This is a genomic window from Mesorhizobium sp. M0166 (genome assembly GCF_040322255.1).
Taxonomy (GTDB): domain Bacteria; phylum Pseudomonadota; class Alphaproteobacteria; order Rhizobiales; family Rhizobiaceae; genus Mesorhizobium.
Window position 1 is genome coordinate 76,805 of the sequence record NZ_JAMYTD010000009.1, and the last position, 17,266, is coordinate 94,070.

At 65.3% G+C, this 17,266-nt stretch carries 15 protein-coding genes and 1 pseudogene; 7 read left to right on the plus strand and 9 right to left on the minus strand.

What is annotated here, in order from left to right; genetic code table 11:
- Positions 1–39 precede the first annotated feature (39 nt).
- Positions 40–426 carry a CopM family metallochaperone gene (gene copM / locus NKJ46_RS13160; RefSeq protein ID WP_352665388.1) on the plus strand — a complete coding sequence of 129 codons (387 nt, stop codon included), beginning with the start codon at positions 40–42 and terminating at the stop codon, positions 424–426.
- Positions 427–512: 86 nt separating this feature from the next.
- Complete coding sequence (locus NKJ46_RS13165) at positions 513–1,358, plus strand: aldo/keto reductase (protein ID WP_352665390.1); 846 nt, start codon at positions 513–515, stop codon at positions 1,356–1,358.
- Between the two features lie 235 nt (positions 1,359–1,593).
- On the opposite strand, the gene mutS is transcribed toward NKJ46_RS13165, so the two are convergent.
- Positions 1,594–4,245, minus strand: a complete 2,652-nt coding sequence (gene mutS, locus NKJ46_RS13170; RefSeq protein ID WP_352665478.1) for a DNA mismatch repair protein MutS — start codon at positions 4,243–4,245, stop codon at positions 1,594–1,596.
- Between the two features lie 203 nt (positions 4,246–4,448).
- On the opposite strand from mutS, the gene NKJ46_RS13175 reads away from it, so the two are divergent.
- Positions 4,449–6,728, plus strand: a complete 2,280-nt coding sequence (locus tag NKJ46_RS13175; protein ID WP_352488031.1) for an NADP-dependent malic enzyme — start codon at positions 4,449–4,451, stop codon at positions 6,726–6,728.
- Positions 6,729–6,913: 185 nt separating this feature from the next.
- Here NKJ46_RS13175 and NKJ46_RS13180 read toward each other — a convergent pair whose 3' ends face one another.
- Complete coding sequence (locus NKJ46_RS13180) at positions 6,914–7,906, minus strand: adenosine kinase (RefSeq protein ID WP_352665391.1); 993 nt, start codon at positions 7,904–7,906, stop codon at positions 6,914–6,916.
- Positions 7,907–8,118: 212 nt separating this feature from the next.
- On the opposite strand from NKJ46_RS13180, the gene NKJ46_RS13185 reads away from it, so the two are divergent.
- Both NKJ46_RS13185 and NKJ46_RS13190 read left to right on the plus strand, forming a co-directional pair.
- Entirely contained in the window at positions 8,119–9,009 is an 891-nt protein-coding gene (locus NKJ46_RS13185) for a DMT family transporter (RefSeq protein WP_502903397.1), read from the plus strand.
- A gap of 78 nt (positions 9,010–9,087) precedes the next feature.
- Positions 9,088–9,783 carry a sulfate transporter family protein gene (locus NKJ46_RS13190; RefSeq protein WP_352665393.1) on the plus strand — a complete coding sequence of 232 codons (696 nt, stop codon included), beginning with the start codon at positions 9,088–9,090 and terminating at the stop codon, positions 9,781–9,783.
- Here NKJ46_RS13190 and NKJ46_RS13195 read toward each other — a convergent pair.
- From NKJ46_RS13195 to NKJ46_RS13220, 6 genes and pseudogenes are all read right to left on the minus strand, one after another.
- Complete coding sequence (locus tag NKJ46_RS13195) at positions 9,780–10,778, minus strand: proline racemase family protein (protein ID WP_352665394.1); 999 nt, start codon at positions 10,776–10,778, stop codon at positions 9,780–9,782. The genes NKJ46_RS13190 and NKJ46_RS13195 overlap by 4 nt on opposite strands.
- Before the next feature lie 14 nt (positions 10,779–10,792).
- A complete protein-coding gene (locus NKJ46_RS13200; RefSeq protein WP_352665395.1) occupies positions 10,793–11,596 on the minus strand; it encodes an isocitrate lyase/PEP mutase family protein in 804 nt (267 codons plus the stop codon).
- A gap of 77 nt (positions 11,597–11,673) precedes the next feature.
- Positions 11,674–12,531 carry a hypothetical protein gene (locus tag NKJ46_RS13205; RefSeq protein ID WP_352665396.1) on the minus strand — a complete coding sequence of 286 codons (858 nt, stop codon included), beginning with the start codon at positions 12,529–12,531 and terminating at the stop codon, positions 11,674–11,676.
- Positions 12,532–12,609: 78 nt separating this feature from the next.
- On the minus strand, positions 12,610–13,266 hold the full coding sequence (locus tag NKJ46_RS13210; protein WP_352665397.1) for an HAD family hydrolase: 657 nt from the start codon (positions 13,264–13,266) through the stop codon (positions 12,610–12,612).
- Positions 13,266–13,751: a dUTP diphosphatase gene (dut, locus tag NKJ46_RS13215; protein ID WP_023676369.1), complete on the minus strand. Its 486-nt coding sequence runs from the start codon at positions 13,749–13,751 to the stop codon at positions 13,266–13,268. The genes NKJ46_RS13210 and dut overlap by 1 nt, the downstream gene beginning before the upstream one ends.
- Positions 13,752–13,835: 84 nt before the next feature.
- Positions 13,836–14,306, minus strand: a pseudogene (locus NKJ46_RS13220) (Lrp/AsnC family transcriptional regulator).
- 115 nt (positions 14,307–14,421) lie between these two features.
- Between NKJ46_RS13220 and NKJ46_RS13225 the strand changes: the two are divergent.
- Both NKJ46_RS13225 and NKJ46_RS13230 read left to right on the plus strand, forming a co-directional pair.
- Positions 14,422–14,637, plus strand: a complete 216-nt coding sequence (locus tag NKJ46_RS13225; protein ID WP_023717932.1) for a DUF6356 family protein — start codon at positions 14,422–14,424, stop codon at positions 14,635–14,637.
- 172 nt (positions 14,638–14,809) lie between these two features.
- Positions 14,810–16,183 carry an amidase gene (locus tag NKJ46_RS13230; RefSeq protein WP_352665398.1) on the plus strand — a complete coding sequence of 458 codons (1,374 nt, stop codon included), beginning with the start codon at positions 14,810–14,812 and terminating at the stop codon, positions 16,181–16,183.
- Here NKJ46_RS13230 and NKJ46_RS13235 read toward each other — a convergent pair.
- Positions 16,177–17,253, minus strand: a complete 1,077-nt coding sequence (locus NKJ46_RS13235; RefSeq protein WP_352665399.1) for an NAD(P)/FAD-dependent oxidoreductase — start codon at positions 17,251–17,253, stop codon at positions 16,177–16,179. The two genes, NKJ46_RS13230 and NKJ46_RS13235, sit on opposite strands and share 7 nt — an antisense overlap.
- Between the last annotated feature and the right edge of the window lie 13 nt (positions 17,254–17,266).

Genomic DNA, 17,266 nt, shown 5'->3' on the forward strand with positions numbered 1-17,266 from the left:
ACCTTCCAGATAGACCCTGTTCGAAAAAGGAGACGATGAATGACCTTGGCCAAGAAGATCGTGCTTTTGATGATGGCGGCGGGAATGCTGCTTGCCGTTTTCCTCGAAAGCGTTCCGGCACAAGCCGAGGAGATGAAGCACGACATGGGCGCAATGGGCGCGCAAAGCCCCTCGACCGAGGGCTACAAGGCGGCGATGGACAAGATGCATACCGACATGATGGCGATCGAATATTCCGGCAATGCCGATGTCGATTTCGCCCGCGGCATGACCCCGCATCACCAGGCGGCCATCGACATGGCCAAGATCGAGCTCGCCAATGGCAAGGATCCGGAAATGCGCAAGCTGGCCGAAGCAGTGATCGCCGCGCAGCAAGCCGAGATCAAGCAGATGCAGGACTGGCTCGCCGCCCATCCGGTGAAGTAGGCGTCACGCTATCAGAGCGAATCCGGGGAAGAGGCTTCACCTGGATTCGCTTTGGCGGCTATGATGTCGCCTGACTGGAGCATGCCATGCCATCGACGATACGAACGACCACCCTGCCGTGCGGCGAAGCCGTGCGGGTGCTCGGCCAGGGCACCTGGAAGATGGGCGAAGACGCTCGCCGCCGTGCCGACGAGGCCAATGCCCTGAAGCTCGGGCTGGATCTCGGCATGACGCTGATCGACACCGCCGAAATGTATGCCAGCGGCGGCGCCGAGGAGGTGGTGGCGGAGGCCATCGCCGGGCGCCGCGACGAGGTTTTCCTGGTCTCCAAAGTGCTGCCGTCCAATGCCTCGCGCACCGGCGTGAAACGGGCCTGCGAGAACAGCCTGAGGCATCTCGCCACCGACCGCATCGATCTTTATCTGCTGCATTGGCCGGGCAGCGTGCCTTTGATGGAAACGGTAGAGGCGTTCGAAGCGTTAAAGGCAGCCGGCAAGATCCGCCACTGGGGCGTCAGCAATTTCGATACCGGCGAGATGGAGGAGCTGGTCCGGTTGCCGGCCGGCGGCAATGTCCAGACCAACCAGGTGCTCTACAATCTGTCGCAGCGCGGCGTCGAGTTCGATCTCGCCCCGTGGAGCCGGCAACGCGGCATGCCGCTGATGGCCTATTCGCCGGTCGATCAGGGGGTATTGGCGCGCAACGCCAGGTTAGATGCCATCGCCGATCGCCACGGTGCGACGCCGGCGCAGATCGCGCTTGCCTGGGCGATGGCGCAGGACGGGGTGATCGCGATTCCCAAAGCTAGCCGCCCGGAGCATATCCGGCAGAATGTCGCGGCGTTGGACATCGAGCTCACGAGCGAAGATTTCGCCGAAATTGACCGCGCCTTCCCGCCGCCGAGGCGGAAGTCGGGCCTGGCGATGATTTGAGGGGGAAGCTGCCGATCTCCCCCCTCGTGGGGGAGATGCCCGGCAGGGCAGAGGGGGGCGTGAAGGATCGCTAACCTTTCGGTCAAAACCTATGCGCGCAGAAGACCTACGCAACCATGCACGTGCAATCGATGGACAGGTCTGAGGGACAGCGCCCCCCTCTGTCCTGCCGGACATCTCCCCCACGAGGGGGGAGATTGGCGGTTTCGGCGACGCCGCTCCGATTGCAGAAGCACTACTTCCCAGCCATCCCCTTCAGCCGGTACAGCGCTTCCAGCGCCTCGCGTGGCGTCATCTCGTCGGGATTGATCTCCGCTAGCGCTTCACCCAGCCCATTACTCTTCGCCGGCTTCGACGCTTCCCGCTTCGCCGCCACGGAAAACAGCGGCAGGTCGTCGACCAGGCGGTTGGCCTTGCCCGAAACCTCGCCGGCTTCAAGCTGGTGCAGCACTTCCTTGGCCCGGCCGACGACGGCTTCCGGCAGGCCGGCCAGCCGCGCCACCTGGACGCCGTAGGAACGGTCGGCGGCACCCTTGCCGACCTCGTGCAGGAAGACCACGTCGCCTTCCCATTCCTTGACCCGCATGGTGACGTTGGAGAGCCGCGGCAGTTTTCCGGCGAGCGCCGTCATCTCGTGGAAATGCGTGGCGAAGATCGCCCGGCAGCGGTTTTTCTCGTGCAAATATTCGACCGCCGCCCAGGCGATCGACAGGCCGTCGAAGGTGGCGGTGCCGCGGCCGATCTCGTCGAGGATGACCAGTGCGCGTTCGCCGGCCTGGTTGAGGATCGCCGCCGTCTCGACCATCTCGACCATGAAGGTCGAGCGACCGCGCGCCAGGTCGTCGGAGGCGCCGACCCGCGAAAACAGCCGGTCGACGACGCCGATATGGGCTGATGCCGCCGGCACGAAGGAGCCGGTCTGGGCAAGGATGGCAATCAGCGCGTTTTGCCTGAGGAAGGTGGATTTGCCGCCCATATTGGGACCGGTCAGCAGCCAGATCGCGCCGGCCTTAGCATCGCCTTGCGGCGACAGATCGCAATCATTGGCGACGAACGGGCCTTCGCCGGAACGCCGCAGCGCCTGTTCGACCACCGGATGGCGTCCACCGGCAATCTCGAAGGCAAGGCTCGCATCGACCAGGGGGCGGCACCAGGCCTCGCTTTCGGAAAGCAGGGCAAGTGCGGCCGAAACGTCGAGCACGGCGAGCGCTTCGGCGCCGGCGCGGATCCTGTCGGCCTGGCCGACGACTTCCGCCGTCAGCGCCTCGAAGGCGGCAAGCTCGATCGCCAGCGCCCGGTCGGCGGCGTTGGCGATCTTGGTTTCCAGTTCTGCGAGTTCCGTGGTGGTGAAGCGCATGGCGTTGGCCATCGTCTGGCGATGGATGAAGCGCGCCTTGGCGCCGTCGCTGCCGGTCATCAGCGCATGGTGATTGGCGGTGACTTCGATATAGTAGCCGAGCACATTGTTGTGCCTGATCTTCAGCGAGCGAATGCCGGTCTCGTCGATCAGCGAGCGTTCCAGCCCGGCGATGACCTTTCGCGACTCGTCACGCAACGCCCGCATCTCGTCGAGTTCGGCGTGGTAGCCGGAACGGACGAAGCCGCCGTCGCGCTTGAGCAACGGCAGCTCGTCGCCGAGCGCCTGTGCCAGATGCGTCGCCAGCTCACCGGGCAGTGCCTTGATAGCTCCCAACGCCGCGGTCAGTTCGCCCGGCAAGGCGGTTTGCCCGAACAGTTCGGCGATGGCGCCGGCCGCTTCGAAACCGGCGCGCAGCGCGCCGAGGTCGCGCGGGCCGCCGCGGTTGAGCGCCAGCCTGGACAGCGCGCGCGGCATGTCGGCGACGCTCTTCAGGCTTGCCCGCACCGCCTGGCAGAGGCGCGTCTCGGAGCGGAAGAACGACACCGAGTCCAGCCTTGCTGCGATTGCCGCCGGGTCGGTCAGCGGCGCCATCAGCCGGTCGGCGAGCAGCCTTGCGCCGCCACCGGTCACCGTGCGGTCGATCGCCTTGAACAGCGACCCGTCGCGGCTGCCGGACAGCGTGCGCAGCAGCTCCAGATTGGCGCGCGTCGCCGGGTCGATGAACAGGGTCGAGCCCTGCTCCTCGCGCTGCGGCCGCGACAGCGGCGGCCGCTCGGCTTTCTGCGTCTTCTCGACATAGGCGACGACGCCTGAGATCGCCGACAGCTCGGCGCGCGAAAATGTGCCGAAACTGTCAGGCGTCGCCACCTCGAAGAAGCGGGCGATACGGCCGGCAGCGGATGCCGAATCGAACAGCGACGGCGGCTGCGGGCTGGCGACGCGGCCGAGCACGTCAAATACCGGTTTCAGCTCCGGGTCGTAAAACACCGGCTCGGCGACGATCAGCTCGCGCGGGTCGACACGGAAGACATCGGCGAGCAGCCGGTCGGCGGTGGTTTCGGCGACGCGGAAGACACCGGTCGAGATCTCGATCCAGGCCAAGGCGAAAGCGTGATCACTGCTGCCGCCCTTGACCCGTCCCAGCGCCATCAGAAAACTCGATTCCGACGGCGCCAGCAGTTTGTCCTCGGTGATGGTGCCTGGCGTCACCAGCCGGACGACGTCGCGGCGCACCACCGATTTGCCGCCGCGCTTCTTCGCCTCGGCCGGATCCTCGATCTGCTCGCAGACGGCGACGCGGAACCCCTGGCCGATCAGCTTCTGCAGATAATCGTCGGCGGCATGCACCGGCACGCCGCACATCGGGATGTCGAGCCCCTGATGCTTGCCGCGCTTGGTCAGCACGATGCCGAGCGCCCGGCTCGCCTTCTCGGCATCGTCGAAGAACAGCTCGTAGAAATCGCCCATGCGGTAGAACAGCAGCGAATCCGGGTTCGCCGCCTTGATCTCGATATACTGCTCCATCATCGGCGTCGCCGGCGCGAAGGCCGGCGTGGCGTTGTCGCTTCGAATGGGCGTCTCGTCGTTCAAGAAGCTGCTTCCAAAATTTTCCAAGCCATGCTTGGCGGTTTACAGCGGCGAAGTGTAGCCTTAATCCCGAACCTTCCACAAAAGAAAGCATGCGCACCTATTGCAAGCGGTGCCGTACGGGCGAGGAAACCAAAAGTACCATGGCCAAGAAAACCGAAAGCAACGGGCCCTCCGTCAGCGCCCAGGAGGCATTGGAATTCCATGCAATGGGGCGTCCGGGCAAGCTGGAGATCGTCGCTACAAAACCAATGGCGACGCAGCGCGATCTCAGCCTTGCCTATTCGCCGGGCGTCGCCGTGCCGGTTCTCGCCATCGCCGAGGACCCGAGCCGCGCCTTCGACTACACGGTTCGCGGCAACATGGTCGCCGTCATCTCCAACGGCACCGCCATCCTCGGCCTAGGCAATCTCGGCGCGCTGGCCTCGAAGCCGGTGATGGAAGGCAAGGCGGTGCTGTTCAAGCGCTTCGCCGACGTCGATTCGATCGACCTCGAGGTCGATACCGAGGATGCCGACGAATTCATCAACTGCGTGCGTTTTCTCGGGCCCTCCTTCGGCGGCATCAACCTCGAGGACATCAAGGCGCCGGAATGCTTCATCATCGAGCAGCGGCTGCGCGAGCTGATGGACATACCGGTCTTCCATGACGACCAGCACGGCACCGCCATCATTTCGGCCGCCGGCCTGATCAACGCGCTGGAGGTCACCGGCCGCGACATGAAGACCACCAAGATGGTCTGCAACGGCGCGGGTGCTGCCGGCATCGCCTGCATCGAATTGATGAAGGCGATGGGCTTTGCGCCAGAAAATATCATCCTGTGCGACACCAAGGGCGTCGTCTTCCAGGGCCGCACGGAAGGCATGAACCAGTGGAAATCGGCGCACGCCGTGAAAACCGGCGCGCGCTCGCTGGCCGAGGCGCTGGACGGCGCCGACGTGTTCCTCGGCCTCTCGGCCAAGGGCACGCTGACCACCAAGATGGTGCAGTCGATGGCCAAGAACCCGATCATCTTCGCCATGGCCAATCCCGACCCCGAAATCACGCCGGAAGAAGTCGCCGAGATCCGCACTGACGCCATCATGGCGACCGGACGGTCCGACTATCCCAACCAGGTCAACAACGTGCTTGGCTTCCCCTACATTTTCCGAGGCGCGCTCGACGTGCGGGCGACCACCATCAACGACGACATGAAGATCGCCGCCGCCCGGGCGCTGGCGGAACTGGCGCGCCAGGACGTGCCCGACGACGTCGCCGCCGCCTACCAGGGAAACCGGCCGAAATTCGGCCCCAACTACATCATCCCGGTGCCGTTCGATCCGCGGCTGATATCGGCGATCCCGATCGCGGTCGCCAAGGCGGCGATGGACTCCGGCGTCGCCCGCAAGCCGATCCTCGATCTCGACCGCTACGCGCAGGAGCTTTCCGCCCGCCGCGACCCGATCGCCTCGACGCTGCAGCGCATCTACGACCGGGTGCGCCGCCAGCCCAAGCGCATCGTCTTTGCCGAGGGCGAGGAGGAGCAGGTGATGCGCGCCGCCGTCTCCTATGTGAACCAGCGGCTCGGCACCGCCATCCTGCTCGGCCGCGACGACATCATCAAGGAAAACGCCAGGAACGCCGGCATCGACCTCGGCAAGCAAGGCATCGAGATCATCAATGCGCGGCTGTCGCGGCGCAACTCGGTCTACACCGATTATCTCTACGAGCGCATGCAGCGCAAAGGCTTCCTGTTCCGCGACTGCCAGCGGCTTATCAACAACGACCGCAACCATTTCGCCGCCTGCATGGTGGCGCTGGGCGATGCCGACGGCATCGTCACCGGCGTTACCCGCAACTATTCGACGGCGCTCGACGACATCCGTCGCGTCATCGACGCAAGGCCCGGCCACTGCGTCATCGGCGTGTCGATCGTACTGGCGCGGGGTCGCACCGTGCTTGTCGCCGACACCGCCGTGCACGATATGCCGAATGCTGTCGAGATCGCCGACATCGCCGAGGAGGCCGCCGGCTTCGCCCGCCGCATGGGCTACGAGCCAAGGCTCGCCATGCTCGCCTATTCGACCTTCGGCCATCCGCAGGGCGAGCGCTCCGAGCGCGTCCAGGAAGCGGTGCGCATCCTCGACAAGCGCCGCGTCGATTTCGAGTATGACGGCGAGATGGCCGCCGACGTGGCGCTCAACGCCCGCGCCATGGCGCAGTACCCGTTCATCAGGCTGACCGGCCCCGCTAACGTGCTGGTCATGCCGGCCTTCCACTCGGCCTCGATCTCGACCAAAATGCTGCAGGAGCTCGGCGGCTCGACCGTCATCGGCCCGCTGCTGGTCGGCCTGAACAAGCCGGTTCAGATCGTTTCGCTGAATGCGAAGGATAGCGACATAGTGAATATGGCGGCGATTGCGGCGTACAGCGCGGGGGCTTGAGAGAGCGCGTAGCGGCAGCGCCTCTTCCTTCTCCCCTTGTGGGAGAAGGTGGCCGAGCGAAGCTCGGTCGGATGAGGGGTGTTCCAGCCTGGCGCCGGCAGCACTCCGTCCAACACCCCTCAACCGTCTCGGCGCTTCGCGCCGATCCACCTTCTCCCACAAGGGGAGAAGGGAAAGAGGGGTCGCTACACCAGCCCTGCCTGCTCGGCCTCGCGGCGCAGATTCTGGCGTGGCCTTGGGCCGATCTGCTGGATGACCAGCCCGGCCGCCAGCGAGCCGAGATCGCCGCACTGCTTCAGGCTGCGGCCTTGCGTATAGCCGTAGAGGAAGCCGGCGGCGTAGAGATCGCCGGCGCCGGTGGTGTCGACCAGCTCGCGAATCCTGGTCGCCTCGATGGTGACGGTCTCGTCGCCGCGGACGATGACCGAGCCCTTCTCCGAGCGGGTGACGGCCGCGATCTTGCAGTCCTTGCGGATCTGCGCCAGCGCCTCGTCGAAGGAAGCGGTCTGGTAGAGCGACTTGATCTCGTGGCTGTTGGCAAAGACGATGTCGACGGTGCCGGAGCGCATCAGGTCGAGGAACTCGTCGCGGTAGCGGTCGACGCAGAACGAGTCCGACAATGTCATCGATACTTCGCGCCCGGCGGCGTGGGCGAGCTTGGCCGTCTGCCGGATCGCTTCCTTGGCGCGCGGCGGGTCCCATAGATAGCCCTCGAAATAGGTGACCGCGGCGCCCGATGCCTTGTCGGGTTCGACGTCCTCTGGGCCGAGCTCGATGCAAGCGCCGAGATAGGTGTTCATCGAGCGCTCGCCGTCCGGCGTGACGAAGATCATCGAGCGCGCCGTCGGCGGTTCGCCGTTGAGTGGCCTGGTGTCGAAGGCGACGCCCTGGGCATGGATGTCATGCGCGTAGATTTCGCCGAGCGCGTCGTTGGAGACCTTGCCGAAGAAGGCGGCGCGGCCGCCGAAGGAGGCGACGCCCGCCGCCGTGTTGCCGGCGCTGCCGCCCGAGGCTTCAATGGCCGGGCCCATGCGGCTGTAGAGCAGTTCGGCGCGCCGCGTGTCGATCAAATTCATCGCGCCCTTGATTATGCCGTTGGTTTCCAGGAACGCCTCGTCGCACTGGGCGATGATGTCGACGATGGCATTTCCGATACAAAGCACGTCATAGTCCGGCATCAATTCATGTCTCCGCCAAAAAACCACCGGCTTTCTGCCACGCCGGGCGCGGGCGGGTCTAGCGGTTTGATGCGGCTTTGCCTAGTCGCCAATGCGGCGATCCGACGAATGTCAGTATAGCGACCATCGTTGGATGGCGGCCGAAGCATTTCCCGCGTGCCTGGCTTACAAGCATGATGAGCGATGCCCAGAGGTTCCCGCCGGCCATGTCCATGAAAACCGACACCAGGATCGAGCTGGTGCTGCTCGCCATATTGGCGCTGCTGTGGGGCGCATCCTACAGCTTCATCAAGATCGGCGTCGCGACGATCCCGCCGGTGACGCTGATCGCCGCGCGAACCCTGATCGCGGGTGGCATCCTGTTCGCCCTGATCCGCTGGCGCGGGCTGGCCTTGCCGGGTGATGCCGCAAGCTGGCGCCGGTTTGCATTCCAGGCATGCCTCAACAGCGTCGTGCCGTTCACGCTGATCGCTTCGGCCGAGCGCTCGCTGGACGCCGGGCTGGCCACGATCCTGAATGCGACCTCGCCGATCTTCACCTTCTTGCTGACCGCCCTCGTCACCCGCCACGAACCGGCGACCATGCGCAAGCTGTTCGGCGTCGCGGCGGGAATAGCCGGAATATGCCTCGTTGTCGGCGCCCCGGCGCTTGGCGGCCTCGGACAGCAATTACTGCCGCAACTTGGCGTGGTCGCGGCGACGATCTGCTACGCCGGCGCTGCCGTTTTCGGCCGCGGCTTCAGGGGGCTCGACCCGATGGTGCCGGCCGCCGGTTCGATGCTCTGCGGCGCCGCGATGCTGATCCCGTTGAGCCTTGCGTTCGACCGGCCATGGACCCTGGCGCCATCGACAGCTTCGGTCCTTGCGCTGCTCGGCCTTTCGGTGTTTTCGACCGCGCTGGCCTTCTCAATCTATTTCCGCCTCCTCCATACGCTGGGCTCCGTCGGCACTACCTCGCAAGCCTATTTGCGGGTGCCGATCGGCGTCGCTATCGGAGCCGTGTTCCTTGGCGAAAGCCTTGGTCCGAGCGCGTGGTGGGGAATGGCCCTGGTCGTCGCCGGCGTGGCGGCGATGACCATTCCCCAGGCGAAGGTCGCGCGCTAGGCGCTTGCAGCCTGCGCTGTCGCCGCCTATTCCGGAGATATCAGCCACGAGCACGTTTGACATGCAATTGGAAACGCCGTGATCCTCGACGCCGCCCGCGCCACCTTGAGCCGGCTGTTCTCGCCCGAATTCCGTTCCGTGTTCGTGAAGACGCTGGGGCTGACCTTGCTGGCGCTGGCGGCGCTGTGGTTCGGGATCAAGAGCCTGTTCGACTGGCTGGCCTGGCCGTGGATCGATGCATGGCTGCCCAGCCTGCCATCCTGGGCCGGATGGCTGGGCGCCGTCGTCGCCGGCGTCGGCCTTGCGCTGGGGCTGGCGCTTTTCATCGCGCCGGTGACGGCGATCATCGCCGGCCTGTTCCTCGACGACGTCGCCGAGACGGTCGAGCGAACCGACTATCCCGACGATCCGCCCGGACGCGCCGTGCCGGCGCTGCGCTCGCTGGTGCTGGCGATCAGGTTCTTCGGCGTCGTCATCCTCGGCAACATCGTCGCCCTGCTGCTTCTGCTGGTGCCGGGCATCAACATCGCCGCTTTCTTCGTCGTCAACGGTTATCTGCTCGGGCGCGAGTTCTTCGAGTTCGCCGCCATGCGCTTTCGCCCGGAGGCCGAGGCCAGGGCGTTGCGCAGAAAGCACGCGGTCACCGTGTTCCTGGCCGGGCTGGTCGTCGCGGCCTTCCTCGCCGTGCCGCTGCTCAACCTTCTGACGCCGCTGTTCGCCGCCGCCATGATGGTGCATCTGCACAAGGCGATCTCGGCGCGGGAAAGGAGCTAGCGCAGCAGAAAGCCGCGCCCCAGCTCGTCGTCGTCCTCGACGATGAATTCGGCTCGGCCTGAGTAATAGGCGCGGCCGCCGACGCGGGCGATGATGGCATCATGCGGCCCGGCTGTGGCCGTGCGCGCGACGGCGCCGGAAAAGCGCGAGCCGGCGATGCTCTCGAACAGCCGCGTCCGGCCAATCTCGATCTGGCCCTTGGCGTGCATGGCCGCCAGCCGCGCGGTGACGCCCGAGCCGGTCGGCGAACGGTCGACCTCGGCCTCGGCGAAAACGCAGATGTTTTTGGTCGGCGTATCGGAGAACGCATCCCGTCCGTCGGTCAGGATGGTGCCGTAGAGAAAGGCGAGATCGGCATGGTCGGGATGCGACAGCGGCAATTCGGCCTTGAGCTTGTTGGTCAGCGCGGTCGCCGCATCGACGAAATCGCGGACGCGGTTCCTGCCGAATTCCAGCCCGAACTGACGGCAATCGGCGAGCGCATAGAAGGCGCCGCCATAGGCGATGTCGAAGCCGACCGGACCGTAGCCCGGCAGCTCGATCCGCCGGTCGCGGGCGAACAGAAACGCCGGCACGCTTTCGAAGGACACCGCACCGGCCTTGCCATCCCTTACCTCGACCGCAGCCGAAATCAGCCCGCATGGCGCCTCGATATTGACGGTCGTCAGCGGCTCGCGTGGCGCCACCAGCCGCTCGTCGACGGCGTAGCGGCCGAGCGCGACGATGGCGTGGCCGCACATCGTCGAATAGCCCTCATTGTGCATGAACAGCACCGCGAGGTCGGCGCCCGGCAGGTCGGGCTCCACCAGTAGCGCGCCATACATGTCGTAATGGCCGCGCGGCTCGAACATCAGGATCTTTCTGAGATGATCGAGATGGTCGCGCACATAGGCGCGCTTTTCGAGGATCGTGCCCTTGGGAATGTTGGGGTAGCCGCCGGTGACGATCCGCAACGGCTCACCGCCGGTGTGCATGTCGACGACGGTGAGCGTCATTCGCCGGCCCCGACCTAGGCTGAAGATTTGGCAAACAGCGCCTGCAGCTTGCCGAACGGCATGGCGGCGCGGGTGAAGCCGAAGGTGCCGTCCTGCTGGATCTCGCGCGCCGCGGTCTCCAGCATGCCGAAGGCGAAATTGGTGAGCCATGGGCCGAGCGAGACGCGCTTTACCCCCGCCATGGCAAGGTCGGCGATGGTGAAGCCGGGCCTGGCCATGACGTTGACCGGCTTGGTCAGCGCCGAGCAGACGGTTCGCACCATCTCAATGTCGCCCAGCCCCGGCGCATAGAGCACGTCGGCGCCGGCCTTCTCGAAGGCCTGCAGCCGCTTGATCGTATCGTCGAGGTCGGGCTTGCCCCACAGAAAATTCTCGGCCCGCGCGGTGAAGACGAAATCGCGTTTCAGCGCCCGTGCCGCTTCCGCCGCAGCCGCGACGCGCTCGACGGCATGCGTAAAATCATAGATCGGCTTGTCGGGCTCGCCGGTATGGTCCTCGATCGAGCAGCCGGCGAGGCCAGCCGCCTCGGCGGCGAAGATGGTCTCGCCGGCACTTGTCGCGCTATCGCCCTTGCCCTTTTCGAGGTCCGCCGAAACCGGCAACCCGGTCGCCGCCGACACTTCACGGCAATGATGGATCATCGCTTCGAACGTCACCGCGCCATCGGGCAGGCCGCGCGAAAAGGCAAAGCCGGCGCTGGTCGTGGCCAGCGCCTTGAAGCCGAACGAGGCCAAGAGCTTGGTCGTGCCGACGTCCCAGGAATTGGCCATCACGAAGATCGAGGCATGCAGGTCGCGAAGAATCTTGCCCTTGTCCATGGATGCTCCCCTCTAGTGCAGAATGTGAGGCAAATTCTAGCCCGGCGGAAGGCGCCGGGCAAACAAATGCGGTTGGCTCAGAAGCGTTTGGCGTTCTCATCTGCCAATCGGTCCAGCGCATCGGAATCCTTGACGTAGTGCGAAGCGTTTTTGTCCCAATGGTAGGTGACGGAAATGTCGCGCGAAGACGCCTCTGGCGGTGGCTGGCCGTCGCAGCTTTCATCGCCCGGCAGCGTCGCGTCGGTCACCGTGACCTTGATGGCTGCATAGGGCTGGCCGTCGGTGATCGCCTGGAAGGCCGCATTCTGCGTTCTCCTATGGGTGCAGACGTTTTCGTCGAACGTATAGATCATGTCGATCAGCTCGAACCTGTCGTTACGGACCATGATCAGCGGCGTGATCCCATAACCCTGGCTCGAATTGAAATGGATGCTCATGCTGATGATGGCGTCGTCACCAGGCCCGATCGGCAGCTTGCCCGGATCGCGAAGAGAGGTGATGCGGTCGACGGCGACATTGACGGCGTCGAGCAGCGCCGGCTTGCCGGTGATGTCGTAGAGTGCCAGCACGGCATAGCCTTCGGCACTGTCGGGCGAGTCGCCGAGGTCGAACAGCATGGTCAGCCGCTCCTTGCCGCCGACCTTGATGGCGAGCACGCCGGCATTGGAAAGGCCCGACGCCGCCGGCGGCGAGCCGTCGTAGTCCGGTCCAGCGATGTGACGCATCTCGATCGGCATCGAGCCCCGGAAAAAGCCGTCCTTGTCCGCGGCCAGATCGGGAATGACCATCCTGGCGAGGTCGAGATAGGTGACATCGCCGTGGCCGGGGACAGCGCTGCCGAGCTCCGGGAAGCTGACGGCCTCAGCGCTGGCCGCCGTCCAAAGACAGGGCAACAGCAGGCAGGCAAAGAGGAAACGAAGCAGGGAGAAGGTCATGCGCGCGCTCGTTTATGTCGGGCGCGCGCAAGCTAGCACAAGCAGCTGCAACATACAGCGCAGCTTGAACAAAGGCGATCAGTGGATCGGCACCAGCCCGGCTAGTTCACGCATGTCGTCGAACAGGATGCCGCCGGCTTCGATCAGTCCGTCGCGGTCGGAAAGCGGGTCGCCGTGATAGGAATAGACGCGCATGCCGGCGGCGATGCCGGCTGTCGTCCCGGCGACGCTGTCCTCGATGACGATGCAGTCGGCGGGCGCGAAGCCCATCGTAGCTGCCGCATGCAGGAAAAGGTCGGGGAACGGCTTGCCACGCGAGACCATGGTCGAGCTGAACAGCGCATGCTCGAACAGCGGCAGCAGCCCGGTCTGGCCAAGCGTGATGTGCATTTTGGACACCCGTGCCGACGAGGCGACGCAGGTGGCGATGCCGGCTGCGTGCACGGTTTCGATGAACTCGCGAACGTAGGGGATGGCCTCGACACCATGCGCGAACAGGTCCGGCAGGCCGGCGTTCCAGCACTCGACGAAATCGGCGCCGAGGCTGACGCCGGTCGCCTCGACTTCCTTCTGCACCGAGACCATGCTGCGGCCGGAGAAATTCTTGCGGCAATATTCGAAGCTGGTCGGAAAGCCGGCCGCGGTCAGCCATTCGGCGAGGCGCCGGTTGGCCAGGTTCTCGGTATCGACCAGAACCCCGTCGCAATCGAAAATGACGAGTTTGGGTATTTTCATCACGCCGTGCCGGTCGATCCGAAGCCGCCCGAGCCGCGCGTTGTGCCGCCGGCCAATGTGCGCTCCTCGACGGTCGCCTGCGTCACCGGGGCGAAGACGATCTGGGCGATCCGCATGCCGCGCGTTACCGCGAAATCCTCGTCGCCGAGATTGATCAGCAGCACCTTGACCTCGCCGCGATAGTCGCTGTCGATGGTGCCCGGCGTGTTGAGGCAGGTGAGCCCGTGCTTGAAGGCGAGGCCGGAACGCGGCCGGACCTGGCCTTCGACGCCCTCCGGAATTTCCAGGATCAGCCCGGTCGGCACCAGCGCGCGCTTTCCCGGCAGAATCAAGAGCGGCCTGTCGTCCGGGACGGCGGCGCGCAGGTCCATGCCGGCGGCGCCCGAGCTCTCATAGGCAGGAAGCGGCAATCCCTCGCCATGCGGCAGCCTGACGAAGCCGACAGCCGGACCGATGACGGAGGTAGGATAAAGTGCTGCGCGCATGAGGCTGATCCTATCGTCGCGAACGCCGGTTCAGTCAACTCGGCGGCAATGCTATCAACGGCTTTCTTTCAGCACAGTTCCGCTTCAGCGCAGGTCCATCGGAACGATCGTGGTCTCCTTGATCTCCTCCATGACGAAAGAGGCCGAAACGTCCGACAGCGCCACCTTGGCGATCAGCCGCTGGTAGAGCCGGTCATACGCCTTCACATCGGCGACACGGGCGCGCAGGACATAGTCGAGATCGCCGGACATGCGGTAGGCGCCGGTGATCTCGGCAAAGCCGGTCACCGCCGCCCGGAATCGTTGCAGCTAGTCGGGATCGTGGTTCGAGGTGCGGATCAGGATGAACACGGAAAGGCCGAGCCCAAGCTTGTCGGCGTCGACCAGCGCCACCCGGCCGGTGATGACGCCGTCTTCCTCCAGCCGCTTGACCCGGCGCCAGCAGGCATTGCGTGACAGCGATATTCTTGCCGAGAGCTGGTCGACGGACAGAGTTCCGTCGCGTTGCAGCTCGGCCAGCAATCTCCGGTCTATTTCGTCGATTTCCGGCATCATGTGGGATGTTTGTCCCAAAATTTGGCTTGAGACAAGGACAATTTGAGACCGATGAACCGAACAGCCGTGGCAGGATACTCGTGGCCGGCTCTTCATGCCGGCAGGAGGGATCGACATGACAGCACGGCTTGCAAGACTTTTCACCTCTCACCCGGCCGCGGTCGGCGAGAGCTATTTCGGCCATATGGCTTTCGCCGCATGGTTCTCGTCGCGATTGTTCATGGCGGCCTTTGCCGCGCTTATTCATGCTTTCTTGCCGTTTCTGTTCGAGACCACGGCAAGCGGCATCATCCGTGAACTCTATGAGCGGACGCACAACAGGGGACGGTGAGCCGTAGAGGCGCCGATCGCGGCGAGGCCGCTGGACAGCGCCTACCCTCAACGGATCCCGGCAGCGCAATCCCGATCAAGCGCCGCCATCGTCGAAATGCCGAGCCAGGCTTGCATCCACGCGCCAATCCGCCATTTTGAGGAGCGCGGCGCGACAGCCTGGAGCAGCCACGATGGATATCGTCTTTTCCTCGACCACCAAACTGGCCGCGGCCATCCGCGACCGTACGGTTTCCGCAATAGAGGTGCTGGACGAGCACCTGGCGCAGATCGACAGGCACAATGCGGCGGTCAATGCCGTCATAACCCTCGATCGGGACGGTGCACGGCAACGCGCCGGCAAGGCCGACGAAGCGCAGGCGCGCGGCCAGGCACTTGGGCCGCTGCACGGTGTGCCGTTCACGCTGAAGGACACGCACGAAACCGCTGGCATGAGAACCACCGTCGGCTTCCCGCCCTTCGCCGACTATGCCCCGAGAGCAGACAGTCCGGTCGTTGCCCGGCTGAAGGCGGCAGGCGGCATACTGGTGGGCAAGACGAATGTGGCGACAATGCTCGGTGACTGGCAGTCGAGCAATCCGCGGTTCGGCCGCACCGGCAACCCCTGGAATCTCCAGCGCACCGCCGGCGGCTCCAGTGGCGGTGCGGCGGCGGCGCTCAGCACCGGGATGACGCCGTTCGAGGTCGGCACCGACATGCAGGATTCAATCCGGCTGCCCGCTGCATTTTGCGGCGTCTACGGCCTCAAGCCGACCGAGCACCGCGTCTCGCTCGCCGGCGCCTTCCCCGATCCAGGCGGGGCGCCGCGCAGCGTGAGGCTGATCTCCTGCCTCGGACCGATGGCGCGCAGCGTCGAGGACCTGGCGCTGATCTACCGCGTCATTGCCGGGCCGGATGGAAGCGATACAGACCTTGCGCCGGTACCGGTCGAAACCATGCCGGAGCTGGATCTCAAAAATTTGCGCATTGCCGTCGCGCCGTCCTTTCCGGGCTTTCCGGTGGCCGGCGAGATCAGCGGGGCGGTCGAAAGCCTGGCTAAAGAGCTTCAGGCCGCGGGCGCCATCGTCGAGGAAGCCAAATTGCCGGAGCTCGACCTGCACGACGACCTGAAGCAAGGCGGTGCGCTGATCGGCATGATGCTGGAGGCGGCGCAGCCCGGACCACCGGAGAAGCCGACGCCGGTCTCGCGCTGGTTCGAGGCGCTCGCCCGCCGCGACCGCTCCATCCTGGCGTGGGAACGGTTCTTAGACGGCTGCGACGCCTTGTTGTGCCCCGTCGCCATGGTCACCGCGTTCCCGCATTGCGAACCGGGAACGCCGATCGAGGTCGACGGCGAGAAGCAAAGCTACTGGATGCTGCCGGCCTATGGCGCGGTGTTCAACTACAGCGGCCATCCGGCACTGTCGCTGCCCTGCGGACAGGACAGCAATGGCCTGCCCATCGGACTACAGCTTGTTGGCAAACGCTGGTCGGAGTCGTGCCTGCTCGGGATCGCCAGGGCAATCGAGCCGCTGACCGGCGGCTTTCGCCGCCCGCCCGGCTATTGAGTAAACCGCCCCAGCCCGTAGGAATCAAGCAGCGGATCGCGCTCGCCGTCGAGGACTTCGCGGGCGGCGAACAGGCCGACGGCCGGGGCCAACGTGATGCCGGAATGCATGACCGCGACGTAGACGCCGCTCGTGCCTGCGGCGCGGCCAATGATTGGAAAGCCATCGACCGGCGTCGGCCGGTAGCCAATGGTGTGGAAATCGAGTTCCAACCCATCCGCGCCGCGCAGCATCGCCTTCATCGCCGCAAACAGGTCGCGGGCGGTCGCCGCGGCATCCATGCCGGGATCGGCGCCACCGAAATCCGAGCCGGCGATGATGCGGCCTTCCGCCGTCTGGCGCATATGCAGGCGATCGCCGATCACCAGGCCGTTGAGCAGCTTTTCGGTGGGGCGCGAATGCACGACCAGGCCGGGTGGCGTCTCGATCGGCAGTGCTATCCCGGCTGTTGCCGCTAGTGCCGGAGAGCCGGCTCCGGCCGCGATCACCACCTCGTCGGCAGCAATCCGCCCGCCGGATGTATCGACGCCGGCAATCCTGCCGTTGGCCTGCACAAGCGCGGTCGCGGTAACTCCCGTCAGCAGCCGCGAGCCGCGCCGCTCGGCGTCAACCAGCAGTGCTTGCGTGGCAGCGACCGGCTCGGCAACGCCTTCCCCAGGCACATAAAGGGCGAAATCGGGAAGCTCGGTCAGATTGGGCTCGATGCGCGCCGCTCCGGCACGGTCGACACGCTCGATGCCGTAGCCCCAGGCGGCGTGCTCGGCCGCATAGGCCTCAAGTTCGGCACGCGGCAGGTCCCAGCACAGGCCGCCGCACCACTGCAACGGGATACCGGGCACCTCGTTCGCCAATCGCGTCCATTCGGCCATCGATCGAGTCCGTAGTCGGAAGTAAGGCTGCGGATTACCCCAGCTGGCATTGATCCAAGCAAAGGAATTCGGCGTCGCGACGCCGCCCGCGCCGCTGCCGGCAATGACCGTCACCTTTGCCCCGGCCCTGGTCAGGTGCCAGGCGATGGAGGCGCCGATGATGCCGGCGCCGATGACAATCACTTCTTTCGCCGCTGTCATGCTTCACTCCTCG

Bases quoted from the DNA above. Each gene is read 5' to 3' on its own strand.
- copM (WP_352665388.1), top strand. From the start codon at position 40: ATGACCTTGGCCAAGAAGATCGTGCTTTTGATGATGGCGGCGGGAATG.
- NKJ46_RS13165 (WP_352665390.1), top strand. From the start codon at position 513: ATGCCATCGACGATACGAACGACCACCCTGCCGTGCGGCGAAGCCGTG.
- mutS (WP_352665478.1), bottom strand. From the start codon at position 4,245: ATGATGGAGCAGTATATCGAGATCAAGGCGGCGAACCCGGATTCGCTG.
- NKJ46_RS13175 (WP_352488031.1), top strand. From the start codon at position 4,449: ATGGCCAAGAAAACCGAAAGCAACGGGCCCTCCGTCAGCGCCCAGGAG.
- NKJ46_RS13180 (WP_352665391.1), bottom strand. From the start codon at position 7,906: ATGCCGGACTATGACGTGCTTTGTATCGGAAATGCCATCGTCGACATC.
- NKJ46_RS13185 (WP_502903397.1), top strand. From the start codon at position 8,119: ATGAAAACCGACACCAGGATCGAGCTGGTGCTGCTCGCCATATTGGCG.
- NKJ46_RS13195 (WP_352665394.1), bottom strand. From the start codon at position 10,778: ATGACGCTCACCGTCGTCGACATGCACACCGGCGGTGAGCCGTTGCGG.
- NKJ46_RS13200 (WP_352665395.1), bottom strand. From the start codon at position 11,596: ATGGACAAGGGCAAGATTCTTCGCGACCTGCATGCCTCGATCTTCGTG.
- NKJ46_RS13205 (WP_352665396.1), bottom strand. From the start codon at position 12,531: ATGACCTTCTCCCTGCTTCGTTTCCTCTTTGCCTGCCTGCTGTTGCCC.
- NKJ46_RS13210 (WP_352665397.1), bottom strand. From the start codon at position 13,266: ATGAAAATACCCAAACTCGTCATTTTCGATTGCGACGGGGTTCTGGTC.
- dut (WP_023676369.1), bottom strand. From the start codon at position 13,751: ATGCGCGCAGCACTTTATCCTACCTCCGTCATCGGTCCGGCTGTCGGC.
- NKJ46_RS13225 (WP_023717932.1), top strand. From the start codon at position 14,422: ATGACAGCACGGCTTGCAAGACTTTTCACCTCTCACCCGGCCGCGGTC.
- NKJ46_RS13230 (WP_352665398.1), top strand. From the start codon at position 14,810: ATGGATATCGTCTTTTCCTCGACCACCAAACTGGCCGCGGCCATCCGC.
- NKJ46_RS13235 (WP_352665399.1), bottom strand. From the start codon at position 17,253: ATGACAGCGGCGAAAGAAGTGATTGTCATCGGCGCCGGCATCATCGGC.